The sequence below is a fragment of the Pedobacter sp. genome, assembly GCF_965279535.1.
In the GTDB taxonomy this organism is placed as follows: domain Bacteria; phylum Bacteroidota; class Bacteroidia; order Sphingobacteriales; family Sphingobacteriaceae; genus Pedobacter.
This window is the reverse complement of sequence record NZ_OZ257244.1, coordinates 2,415,552-2,428,705: the sequence shown is the minus strand read 5'-3', so window position 1 is coordinate 2,428,705 and position 13,154 is coordinate 2,415,552. Positions and strand designations below refer to the sequence as shown.

11 protein-coding genes are annotated in these 13,154 nt (G+C 37.9%); all 11 read left to right on the top strand.

Annotated features, from left to right (window positions below):
• The first annotated feature begins 6 nt into the window (after positions 1–6).
• A complete protein-coding gene (locus ACQY77_RS09615; protein WP_421942356.1) occupies positions 7–573 on the top strand; it encodes a cytochrome c oxidase subunit 3 in 567 nt (188 codons plus the stop codon).
• Between the two features lie 31 nt (positions 574–604).
• Positions 605–1,318, top strand: coding sequence for a cytochrome c oxidase subunit 3 (locus tag ACQY77_RS09610; RefSeq protein WP_421942357.1), 714 nt, complete (start codon positions 605–607; stop codon positions 1,316–1,318).
• 27 nt (positions 1,319–1,345) lie between these two features.
• Positions 1,346–1,702, top strand: coding sequence for a cytochrome C oxidase subunit IV family protein (locus ACQY77_RS09605; protein WP_421942358.1), 357 nt, complete (start codon positions 1,346–1,348; stop codon positions 1,700–1,702).
• Positions 1,702–2,397: an SCO family protein gene (locus tag ACQY77_RS09600; protein ID WP_421942359.1), complete on the top strand. Its 696-nt coding sequence runs from the start codon at positions 1,702–1,704 to the stop codon at positions 2,395–2,397. Before ACQY77_RS09605 ends, ACQY77_RS09600 begins: the two co-directional genes overlap by 1 nt.
• Positions 2,398–2,423: 26 nt before the next feature.
• Entirely contained in the window at positions 2,424–2,966 is a 543-nt protein-coding gene (locus tag ACQY77_RS09595; protein WP_421942360.1) for a DUF420 domain-containing protein, read from the top strand.
• Between the two features lie 143 nt (positions 2,967–3,109).
• On the top strand, positions 3,110–3,709 hold the full coding sequence (locus ACQY77_RS09590) for an RNA polymerase sigma-70 factor (RefSeq protein WP_421942361.1): 600 nt from the start codon (positions 3,110–3,112) through the stop codon (positions 3,707–3,709).
• A 73-nt stretch (positions 3,710–3,782) separates the two neighbouring features.
• On the top strand, positions 3,783–4,934 hold the full coding sequence (locus tag ACQY77_RS09585) for a FecR family protein (protein WP_428430132.1): 1,152 nt from the start codon (positions 3,783–3,785) through the stop codon (positions 4,932–4,934).
• 330 nt (positions 4,935–5,264) lie between these two features.
• Positions 5,265–8,885: a SusC/RagA family TonB-linked outer membrane protein gene (locus ACQY77_RS09580; protein ID WP_421942363.1), complete on the top strand. Its 3,621-nt coding sequence runs from the start codon at positions 5,265–5,267 to the stop codon at positions 8,883–8,885.
• Between the two features lie 10 nt (positions 8,886–8,895).
• Positions 8,896–10,356 carry a RagB/SusD family nutrient uptake outer membrane protein gene (locus tag ACQY77_RS09575; RefSeq protein ID WP_421942364.1) on the top strand — a complete coding sequence of 487 codons (1,461 nt, stop codon included), beginning with the start codon at positions 8,896–8,898 and terminating at the stop codon, positions 10,354–10,356.
• Between the two features lie 2 nt (positions 10,357–10,358).
• Positions 10,359–11,720: a zinc-binding metallopeptidase gene (locus ACQY77_RS09570; RefSeq protein WP_421942365.1), complete on the top strand. Its 1,362-nt coding sequence runs from the start codon at positions 10,359–10,361 to the stop codon at positions 11,718–11,720.
• A gap of 11 nt (positions 11,721–11,731) precedes the next feature.
• A complete protein-coding gene (locus tag ACQY77_RS09565) occupies positions 11,732–13,072 on the top strand; it encodes a DUF4302 domain-containing protein (protein WP_421942366.1) in 1,341 nt (446 codons plus the stop codon).
• Positions 13,073–13,154 lie beyond the last annotated feature (82 nt).

The window sequence follows — 13,154 nt, the reverse complement described above, 5'->3', positions numbered from 1 at the left end:
TTAGCAATGGGAAATATACAAGATACATTTGATCCGAAACCCAAGAAATTTATTGTCTGGTTGTTTGTAGTATCTTCTACAATCATGTTTGGAGGCTTTACCAGTTATTACCTGGTATTTGCAGCTTCTAAGGGTAAGGGGCATGGTTTAGTGCTGCCAGATGCTTTTATATACAGCAGCGTCATTATTTTAATCAGCAGCATCACGCTGGTTTTGGCTTCAAAGGCCTTAAGAAAACTGAACTTTGGTTTACAGCGCAACATGCTTTGGATTACCATGATTTTAGCCGTTGTTTTCGGCGTATTACAATTCAACGCCTGGGGCAGTATGGTGAATACCGGCGCTACCATGGTAGGTAATAATGCAGCTATTTCTTTTATCTATGTGGTTTCAGGTATTCACCTGGTTCACATTATTGGCGGAGTAGCGTTAATTATCAATGCTTTAGCTGGGAGCTATAAAAATATACCAGTGGCAAAAAACCAGTACAGAATGGAGATCGCCTCTATTTTTTGGCATTTTATAGATATATTATGGATATATCTTTATGTTTTTTTACTTTTGAACCGTTAAATTTGTTAACAAACTATTATACTATTTCCAAATGAATGCAGTATCACAATTAGATCAAGTTAAAACCGGACCATGGAATGGTGGTCGTTCACCGTGGTCGGTAGAATATGGTAAGATAATGATGTGGTTTTTCCTTTTATCAGATGCTTTTACCTTTTCATCTCTATTGATCTACTACGGCGCTCAGCGTTTTTCTAAATTAACATGGCCAGCTCCAGATAAAGTTTTCCAATCTATACCCGGTATTGCCGAACATGGCGCACCATTGGTATTCGTTGGTATCATGACTTTCATTTTGATCATGAGCTCTGTAACAATGGTATTGGCTGTAGAGGCTGGTCACAGACGTTCGAAAAAAGAAGTAATCGGTTGGATGATTGCCACAATCATTGGTGGATTTATGTTCTTAGGCTGTCAGGCAATTGAGTGGACTCACTTACACCATGATGGTTTCTGGTGGGGACATATCCCTTCTGCTGAAGAATTAAAGAACTTTTTCCTTAAGCCGGAGGATGTATCATTAGTAGCTGCACAGCAATTTGCTAACTTATTCTTTACCATTACAGGATTCCACGGTTTCCACGTATTTAGTGGTGTTATCATTAATATCATCATTTTAGTGATGACCATTAACGGAACGTTCGAAAAAAGAGGACACTATTTAATGGTTGAAAAAGTTGGTTTATACTGGCACTTCGTAGACTTAGTATGGGTGTTCGTATTTACATTCTTCTATTTGGTTTAATTTATCATTACTTATAAAAATATTATTATGTCAGAACATCATTCAGCAGCAGAAGGCCACGAGCACGGAGATCATGCAGGTTTAACCAAAGGTAAAATCTGGCAGGTATTCGGTATCTTATTGCTCATTACCGTTATCGAGTTTGTTATTGCCCTTTATGTTATCCCTCACGGGATGATGACTCAAAAAGTGGGTAACTACATCTATATTATACTTACTTTATTAAAAGCATTTTATATTGTTGCTTATTTCATGCACTTGAAATTTGAAAAACTAGGATTGCAGTTGTGTCTAACGGTTTCATTCATATTCATTATCTACTTTATCGTGTTAATGTTAATTGAAGGAAATTTCCTAAATATTCACATGCTTCAAAACCGTTAATGAAACGAAATCCTATTAAAAAGGTAATAATCCTGGTAAGCATCTTAGCTATACCGGGATTTTTATTTTTTTACTTATTGCCCCAGTTCGCCAAGAACAGATACAAGAGCCTCCCAATCTTCGGAAATAAAGTTGTAGCCAAAACATTTCATACTGTAAAAGGGAAGAAAATTGCCGATACGATTTATCACCAGGTTCCCGATTTCAAGTTAGTCAACCAGCATCAGGATACCGTTAGCTGGTCAACATTAAAAGATAAGTTAGTTGTAATTAATCTTTTTTATACCGGTGCAAACAACCAGCAAAGCAGTCAATACCTTAAACAGCTCTCAGAAGGCTATGCATTAAAGCCCCTGGTTAAGTTTTTAAGCCTTTCAGTTGATCCAGCAGATCGAAATAAAATAAAGAGCTTTGCGGCTAATTTAAGCGCGAAAGAAGGCAAATGGGATTTTTTGGCTGGTGACACTGCAACAGTATATCCTTTGATTAGATCGGGCTTATTGCTGGATGTAATTGCTGACGAAAGTAATGTAAAACCCAATTATATTTTCAGTAATAAAATTGTATTAATTGATAACCTTCATCGTATTCGTGGTATTTATGAAGCCGATAACCCCGAAGCCACAGCCAGCCTGGAAGATGAAATAAAAGTGCTCATTGCGGAGTACCTCAGAAATGTAAAAGATGGCCGATAGGTCAGCAACAATCAAATATTAAAGACATGGAAAATAATGCTATTGAAAAGAAATATAATAAGTGGATAGTCGTGTTATCTATTGCTATTCCAGTTGTTGTGGCGATCTTATTTGGCGTTAATTTAAGGAAACTGGGATATGATGTAAAACCCTTATCGTTTCTGCCTCCAATATATGCTACCATTAATGGTATAACAGCTGTTGTATTGGTTTTTGCGGTATGGGCCATCAAAAATGGTAAACAGAAACTCCATGAAAACTTAATGAAGTTTGCTATTGGCTTATCTGTTGCTTTCCTGGCGATGTACGTAGCTTATCATATGACCTCTGACTCTACAAAATTTGGCGGAGAAGGTGCGATTAAATACATTTATTTCTTTATTCTAATTACGCATATTCTACTATCAATCGCGATTATCCCTTTGGTACTGATCACCTACGTGCGGGCACTGGCTCAAAAGTTCGATAAACACCGCAGAATAGCAAAAATTACTTTTCCTTTGTGGTTATACGTTGCGGTTACTGGTGTAGTGGTATATTTAATGATCTCGCCATATTATCAATACTAGTAATTAAAGGTTATAAGTCTTTTCTGATACAGAATTTCCAGGTATTTTAATCTTGTTTAGTTAAATCCTATTTTTTTTTGCATTTTTAGGTATCTCAAATCATAATTGTGTACTTAACCTGGGTGTAAAAATGGGATAGTTATATGGCTATAAGTGGAAATGAACAAGAACGTGTGTTGATTGAAAGGATTGTGGCAGGGGACGAACATGCATTTTCTGTTTTATTCTTCAATTATCTTCCGGTATTACAATCCTTTGCAGTCAAATTTTCTAAATCCGATGAGGACGCCGAAGAAATTATACAAGAGTCTTTCTTGCGGATCTGGTTAAATCGGGATAAACTTCTCGATGTAATTAACATTAAAGCCTATCTGTATAAGTATGTTTCTAATGAATGCTTAACCTATCTTCGAAGAAAATTAAAAGAGGATAAAGTTATTGACAGGTTCAGGGAAAAACAGCCAAACAGCAGTGATGTTACCTCTGAGTCTATTCATCTAAATGAAATTACCAGGATTATTAATGTTGCAGTTGATCAGCTTCCTTCTCAAAGAAAGAAAATTTATCAGTTGAGCAGACAGGAGGGTAAAACGATTCCCGAAATTGCAGAATTATTGGATATTTCTCAAAATACCGTTAAAAACGCACTGGTTATTGCCTTAAAAGCCATCAGAAATCATCTTGATCAGCATGGAATAGTATTCGTTCTTCCCCTTGCAGGATACTTTTTAAAAATAAATTAAAATAAATTAAATTTCCGATAGTCCTAAATTTCTTTTACTGCTTCATAGTATCAGAATCTTTATGGAAAACCGGGTGAATCACTTATTACAGCAATTTAAATCTGGACAGTTAAGTCTGGATGAGCGCCAGGAACTTTTAGTTCTGGTAGAGGCTCATCCTGATTTGCTTACTGCAGAAATTATGCAGATGATTGCTGAAGAAGAGGGGAATCCTGCAAAATATGCTACCAGTTCTGATTGGTCTGCTGTTTTGAATAAAGTTTTTACAGTAGACAAAGGTCAGGTTTATGGAAAACTAAGCTTAATTCGGGTAGTAAAATGGCTTTCAGCAGCAATTATCGTTATTGCAGCTTCATTCAGTATGTTTTTTTTTCTCAATAAGAAGAAAGATCATGTATATACTGCTGATGTGCTTCCGGGTAACAACAAAGCCATATTAACGCTTGCAGATGGCAAGAAAATTTCATTGTCTGATGCGGTTACTGGTGATATTGCTGAGCAATCGGGTATTTCCATTTCAAAAACAGCGGATGGACAGATCGTTTACAGTATAGCTAAAACTGCAAATGTTGAAGACGATCGTAAAAATACAATATCAACCCCAAATGGGGGTGAATGGAAGATCAAGTTACCTGATGGCTCTCTGGTTTGGCTTAATGCCGCTTCCTCTTTAACCTATAGTTTGAATATAGCAACTGCGAAACAACGTTCAGTTGAGTTGCAGGGCGAGGCGTACTTCGAGGTTGCCAAAGATAAGGCGCACCCATTTATTGTTTCAACCTCCCGGCAAAAGGTGGAAGTGTTGGGCACACATTTTAATATCAATAGCTATCCTGACGAACAGGTAACTAAAACTACACTATTAGAAGGCAGTATTCGCGTTTTACACAACAAAACGCAAGAGGCTGAAATTCTGCAGCCTGGTGAACAATCTATCGTTTCGGCCGCAGGTATTAAAGTTAATGAAGTAGACACAGATGAGTTTGTTGCCTGGACCAAAGGTTACTTCATGTTTAACAATGAACGCCAGGAAAGTATTATGCGTAAACTTGCCCGTTGGTATAATGTTGAGGTAGAATATGCTGATGAAGCTGCCCGGAATGTAATGTACTATGGTACGGTGAGCAGATTTGAAAAAGTATCGAAGGTTTTAAGGAAATTCGAACAAACAGGAGAAGTTCGTTTTGATATTAAGGCTAGCAAAATTATAGTACATAAAGAATAACCTAAAAGAAGGTAGAGACCGAACTAACTCTACCGGATAAAAGAACCATAAATAATCAACTACTAACCTTACAAACAATGAAAAAACTTCAACTCAAAATTTAACCAGCCCGTATGCTTAATAGAAAAAGGAGTGCTACCAACACCCCCTTTTCTGTTCATCTGTAACTCATCCGTTTCACGGACTGAATCTTATTATTTTTTTGGATTAACCAGCGACGCATTTAACGCTAAACATAACTGCGTACGCAAAAAAACAGACCATTAAATGTACAAAATTTATGTCAGAATTTTATGTACGCGTCCCGGCTACATACCTAAATTGTTATTAATGATGAAGTTAATTACGCTCATTTTAATTACTTCGCTAATGCAAGTTAGCGCTGCATCATTTGGCCAGCTCGTTACCTTGAAAGAGAAAAATGTAACACTGGAAAGAATTATCAGAGAGATTAGAAAACAATCTGGCTATGATGTTTTACTATCTACAAATAAGATTAAGACCTCTACCTCCTTCAACGCCAATTTTAATAATGCTACCATAGAAGAGGTGATGACAAAGATTATTGCAGGCAAGGATTTGGTCTATAGTATTGAAGACAAAACCATCTTGATTAAGCCTAAAGAGAAATCTATTTTTGATAAAGTTGTAGATTATTTTGCCGCAGTTAAAGTTACCGGTAAAGTAAGGGATAAAAATGGCAGCCCGCTTCCAGGGGTAAGTGTTCGCGAGAAAGGAGCTGCAAATGCAGTATCTACCGGTTCAAATGGCGACTACACGATCACCGTGAAAGAAGGTGCAACCCTAACCTTTAGCTACATTGGTTATAAAACAGCAGAGATAGATTTGGGGGGTAAAACTGTTGTAAACGTAACACTTGAAGAAGATGCTGCACAATTAAAGGAAGTTAACGTAGTATCTACAGGTTATCAGGATCTGAATAAAAAATTGTTTACTGGTTCGGCAACAGCATTAAAAGCCTCTGACGTAAAGCGGGATGGTATTAATGACGTTAGCCGAATGTTGGAAGGACGTGTGGCCGGGGTATCGGTACAAAACGTGTCAGGTACATTTGGTGCCGCACCGAAAATTCGTGTTAGGGGTGCAACCTCTATTTCGGGAGATAACAAACCACTCTGGGTAGTGGATGGGATCATTTTAGAGGATGTAGTTAACATATCAAATGAGCAGTTGTCTACAGGAGATCCTTCTACTTTAATTGGTTCATCAGTAGCGGGATTAAACCCCGATGATATTGAAAGTTTTAATATCCTGAAAGATGCTGCAGCTACTGCTCAGTATGGCGCAAGGGCGATGAATGGGGTTGTTATTATTACAACTAAAAAAGGAAGAAACACAGAGGGAAAGCCAGTGATCTCATATACTGGTAACTTCTCTAGCTATATGAAACCATCATATAGTAATTTTGATATTTTAAATTCTGCAGATCAGATGAATGTTTATCTGGAGATGCAAAACAAAGGCTGGTTAAATCATTCGAGTTCATCCAGAAGTGCTAATGGTGGGGTTTTTACTAAAATGTACAACCAAATGTATGTTTATGATCCTGCAACCGGTACTTATGGGTTAAAGAATGATGCACAAAGCCAAAAGCAATTCTTACAGCGCTATGCCGATGCCAATACCGATTGGTTCGATGTTTTGTTTAAACAATCGTTTATGCAGGAACATTCTGTTAGTGTATCTACAGGAACTCAAAAATCGAAATTTTATGCTTCTACCAGTTTCCTTCAAGACAATGGTTGGACGGTTGGAGATAATGTAAAGCGTTTTACAGGTAATGTTAGAGGTAACTTTGAAATTAGCGATAAACTGAGTTTTGAGTTAATTACACAAGGATCTATCAGAGATCAAAGAGCTCCGGGTACATTGGGTAGAAATGGTAACCCGGTATATGGAACATATGACCGTGATTTCGATATCAATCCATTTAGTTACGCATTAAATACCAGCCGAACTTTAACTCCCTATGATGCAAATGGAAACCGGGAATTTTTTACTCAAAATTATGCACCGTTTAATATTCTGAATGAATTGGAAAACAATACGTTGGAGTTAAATTTAATTGATTTCAAAGTACAGGGTGGCTTAAAGTATAAAATCACCAAAGATTTGAAATATTCATTTGATGGTGCTTATCGCTATGCTAAAACCAGTCAGGAACATAAAATCACAGAGCGTTCTAATATGGCCGAAGCCTATCGCGCTGGTATAAGCCCTGCAGATGCTACGATAAGAGCCAACAACAAGTTCCTTTATAAAAATCCTGATGATCCGAATGCATTACCTGTATCAGTACTTCCTTATGGTGGTTTTTATAAAACAAACGATGATAATATTACCAACTATTATGTACGTAACAGTTTAGAATACGATAAAACTTTTAACGAAGATCATTTGGTAAACTTCTTTGCCACGCAGGAATTGAGGTACATAAACCGTCAAAATAAAGTTTTTGATGGCTATGGATACCAGTATGACAAAGGTGGGGTTCCATTTATTGATCCAAATATTGTGAAATCTAATGTTGAGGGAGGCTTTAACTACTACAGCATGGGTTATCGTTATGAAAGGTATTTGAATTATTCGTTAAGAGCGGCGTATTCTTACAAAGGTAAATATAGTATTAATGCTACCGGTCGTTATGATGGCTCTAACTTACTTGGTGAATCCAGGACCGCCAGATGGTTGCCAACCTGGAACGTTTCAGGGGCCTGGAATATCGATACAGAAAACTTTATGCAATCAGAATCAATTAAGAAAGTGGTTAACAGGGCAACCTTACGCGCAACCTATGGTTTAGTTGCAAGTATGGGGTCGGCAACCAATTCAAGCCTTGTGGTTCAAAGCATGGGCACACGCAGACCTTACCTGGGCGAAAAAGAAACCAAGCTTTATATTTCCGGATTAGAAAACTCAGAACTGACATTTGAAAAGTTAAATGAGCTGAATGTTGGTTTGGACTTAGGGTTTTTCGGAGAAAGGATGACGCTAACAGTGGATGCGTACAAACGTAACAGTTTTGATTTAATTGGCGCTTTCAGAACATCAGGTATTGGTGGAGAAGCGGTGAAACAAGCTAACTACGCAGATATGACGTCAAGGGGTATTGAGGCAACCTTAGGCGCCAAAGTATTAAAAGTAGCAGATTTCAACTGGTCTACGCAGCTTATTTTTTCATATAACAAGAATAAGATTACCAACCTTAAAAATCAACCAACAATTTTCGGACTGATTGGTCCGGATGGTGGTCCGCTCGAAGGTTATGCCCAAAGAGGTTTGTTTTCGTTAGATTTTCAAGGTTTAGACCCGTTAAACGGCTCACCAAAGTTTATCAATGAAGAAGGTAAAGTAGATGGAGACGTTTATCTTCAAAGTGATGAAATTAAGTATCTGAAATATGAAGGTGCGATTGACCCAACCTATACTGGTGGTTTCTCTAATACTTTTAAATACAAAAACTTTAGTTTATCTGCATTAATCACTTTTGCTGCCGGAAATAAGGTTCGTTTAAGTCCATCATTCAAAACAAGCTATACAGACTTAGACGCTATGCCTAAGGCATTTTTAAGTCGTTGGGTAATGCAGGGCGATGAGTTGAAAACCAACGTTCCCTCTATTTTAGATGCACAGGAAGCTACTGCATTTGGTAGTAATTATGCTTACAATAACTACAATTATTCGACAGAGCGGGTTGCGGATGGTGGCTTTGTGAGAATGAAGCAAATCGTATTGAGCTATAACATTCCAGGTACATTTTCTAAGAAATTAGGCCTGGCGAACGCTTCAGTAAGTGCAGTAGGTAACAACTTATTTTTGATTTATTCAGATAAAAAATTAAACGGGCAGGATCCTGAGTTTTTTGGATCGGGTGGTGTCGCATTACCAATTCCCCGTCAGTTTACATTATCATTAAAAGTAGGATTCTAAATAAACTATCATGAAAAGATTATATATATCGCTTTTAGCTTCCACAATTATACTCAGCTCTGGTTGTAAGAAATTTTTGGAGCAAGCACCAGATCAAAGAACACAAATTAACACTGTAGAGAAAGTTGCAGAATTGCTTACCAGTGCATACCCGGAGGCAAATTACATTCCATTTACTGAAAATGCATCGGATAATGCAGAAGATAAAGGCCCGGGTGTGGGTACAGAGGGTAGGGCAATAACACAACCCTTCTATTGGTTAGATAATGACGACGATGCTCAGGATACACCTATTTACTATTGGAACTCTTGCTATGAGGCAATAGCTGCAGCCAACGCAGCTTTGGAAGCCATAAAGAATAACAATTTTGGGGCTGAGGCCTTGCCTTACAAAGGTGAAGCATTGGTAGCTCGTGCATATGCACATTTTATGCTGGTAACTTTGTATGCTAAAACATATGACCCTGCTGCCAGCAACGATTCTCCCGGAATTCCCTATGTAACAGAACCAGAAAAGGTTGTTACCGGGCAGTATTCAAGAGGTACAGTAGCATCGGTTTATGCCAGTATTGAAAAGGACTTATTAGAAGGCTTGCCTTTGTTGAAGAATACTTCATATAAAGTACCTAAATACCATTTCAATGTTGCAGCTGGAAATGCATTCGCAGCTAGATTTTTCTTGTTTAAAAAGGAGTATGAGAAGGTTATTCAATACGCAAGTGCAGTATCTCCCGGAAATGCTTTTGCAACTATTTTAAGGCCCTGGAATACAAGGTATAATACCTATACATTGGATGAAATGGAGGTTTACTTTACACAAGCTACCGAACCTTCTACCTTACTTTTGATTGAAACAGCCTCATCTTGGGCCAGAACAGTAACTCCACGTTACGGTTTCGGACAAATACAGAATAACGAGATGTTTACCAATAACGTTACCGGTGCACGCTGGGCATATAAATCAGCATACTATGGGGTTCCACATTATACCATGTTGAAGTGGAACGAGTATTTTGTTAAGACTAATCCTAACGCAACAATTGGTTTTCCTTATACTATTGTTCCGGTATTAACGGCAGATGAGGCTTTGCTGAACAGAGCAGAGGCTTATGCTTCAACAGGGCAAAATGCACTTGCTCTTCAAGATCTGAATACTTATTGCAGTGTAAGGATATTAAACTACAGTGCTACTACTCATGCGGTGACCTTGGCAAAAATTGCAAGTTATTACGGCACAACAGATCCAAAGGCAGGACTAATAGCCACCATTCTGGATTTTAAGAAAAAGGAATTTACGCAGGAAGGATTACGCTGGTTTGATATTTTAAGATACAAACTTCCGGTAAAGCATAGAGTTTTTGCTGTAAACGGCTCATTCGAAACCATCGAACTTTCAGCAGAGGATCCAAGAAAATTATTTCAATTACCCAATCAGGTTACATTATCTGGTGTTCAACAAAATCCAAGATGATTATGAATAAAATATTTAAAAAAGGAATAGTAGCACTGGCTGTGATCGCTTTCCTTGCTTCTTGCAAAAAAGAAGGTACTCTTAATGCTAATCTTGATATCATTGATCAGAATATTATTAAAAATAAAAATGCAACAGACATTTGGCTCGATCAAAACTTTCTAAATCCTTATAACATTGAAACCAAATATCGTTATGACAGGTTCGAACTGGCGCTTAGTAAAAACATTACACCGCCATTAATTGAACAAGTTATTCCAGCTATGGAAACCGTTCGTGATGTATGGATTAAACCTTTCGAAGCCGCCGGAGGAGCTGATTTCATTAAAAGGATATCGCCCAAACAATTTGTGCTTGCAGGAAGTGCAGAATATAACAGCAATGGAACAATAACATTAGGTACGGCAGAAGGTGGGCGAAAGATTGTTCTCTATGTATTGAATGATTTTGACAAAACCAGTTTGCCATCTGTTACCCGTATGATTCAGGTTATTCAACATGAATATACCCATATTTTGAATCAAACGGTTGACATCACACCTGAATACCAGACGGTATCTCGTGGTGGATATGAAGCCAACTGGACACAAAGGCCACTAACCGAAGCTTATTCATTAGGGTTTATCACGCAATATGCGAGAGTATCTCCTTTAGAAGATTTTGCTGAACAATCTTCTAACATGTTGATGATGGGGCGTGTTAAATACAATGGTATTGTTGCTTCATTACCGGCAGACGCACAGGCAAAATTGAAAAAGAAAGAACAGTATGTAGTTGATTATTTCAAAACAGCTTTCAACATTGATTTCTATCAACTTCAATCTGAGGTTCAAAAGGCATTATTTAATATTTCAGCTCCCGTTTTGCACCGGATGATTGGTCCAGGTATTGGTTATACCACATTAACAACAAATCCTTCAGCTGAACCAAATCAATCTGCAGAATTTTTAGCAGCCTGGAATACCGCGAAGTCAGCTGTTGCAGCAATTGGCGGTGCCGGAAGACAACTGAATAATATGCAGTTGATCTTTGGGGCTAATAATTTACTCACTGTGAGGTATAATTATACCAATTCGGCAGGATCAGCGCTTCAAGCGGATGCAGATTACACAATGGCTGTAAATGCAACAACAGGTGTAGCCACAATTACCTTGAATGCTACCCAACCTACTACTACAACTTACGGTAATATGAACACTTTAAGACCAGGGGTGGCAGCAATAAATACCTATTTAACCTCAGGTACATTCAGAATCAACTGGATCAATCAGATCATTCCGGGACAAATAGGATTTGTAGGTTCTTTGGGTGCATTTTACAAGACTGCTAATGCCAATTCATACATCTATGGAGTAATGAACTAAAAAAAGAAACAATGAAAAAAATATTCTTATATATACTCTTATCCTTTGGCCTTTTTGCTGGCTGTAAAAAGGACGAAATATTAGTCGATGGACAAAGGCCAGAGGAGCGCTTAACAGAAACTGTAGCTAAATACGCTGATATCTTAACAGGTAGCCCTTATGGATGGAAAGCTTACTTATATCCAGACGGTGGTGGTGGATTTTCATTTTATTTGAATTTTGACAAGGAGAATAATGTATCCATGTATGCAGATATTGATCCGGATGCTGCTGCTGAAAGTTTTTCCAGCACCTATCGTATCAAGGCCTTACAAAATCCAACATTATCTTTCGATACGTATAACTATATGCACATTTTAGCCGATCCAGATCCCAGTACTTTTGGCGGCGTAGCGGGTTGGGGCGTTTATTCCGACTTTGAGTTTTCGCTGGATAAAGTGGTAGGTGATTCAGTAAAACTTACCGGTAAACTACTAGGTAGTAAAATGGTGCTGGTAAAAGCCACTCAGGCTGAGCAAAAGTTATATAATGAGCAGGGGTTGCTAAACTCAATTAATGCTTCTGTTGACTATATATTTGCTAACAGCAATCTGTTTATCTTATTGGGCAGTACCAATAAAGTCCAAACCACGATCGATGTTAACAATAAAGTTTTTAGCTTAACCTGGGAAGAAGCAGGTGCAATTAATACAACCTCTACCGGTTTTGCCTTTACGTTGACAGGTATTGTACTCAAGGAGCCGCTTTTTTATAATGGTAAAAAAATAACGGAACTGACCTGGGATCCGGTTAAAAAATTATTTTTTACAACTGTTGATGGTGCACGTATAGAAGTACAGAGCTCTTCAAGCCCTATTTTGCCTTTACATTTGTTGATGGGTATTAATTACACCCGTATTACCGCTCCAAATGCAGCAACTTACCCTGGATGGGGAACAGACTTTGTTGCGAGAAGAGCTTTAGCAAATCAAAGGTCATTAGCCAACATTGTTGTAGGTACAACTCCTGTATCATTGGGATCAATGAGATTTACTTTTAACTCAGTATCTAAAACCATGGTATTGGTTTGGAACACACCGTATGGAGCAAATTCACTGAATTTAACTTACCCATATACCTATACCAAAACTGCTAATGGAGTGTTCAAATTTACAATAGGATCAGGCTTTGATGGCAACTCAGCATTCTTTTACACCCAGGCCTCTAAACCATTAGATCCGGTATTACAGGAAAGAATAAATGTGGATACGTTTACACTGGACTATTTTATTCATCCAACAACTGGTGCATTGCTTGGTCAATTTAAAAGCATTGAGCATCCGGATTTTACTTTCACCGGAGCTTTGCAATAACATTACCCTAAATCGTCTCTCTGTAAACCCCGCCCTAAAAAGCGGGGTTTTTTTATGACATAATTTTTAAACCCTTCCAATC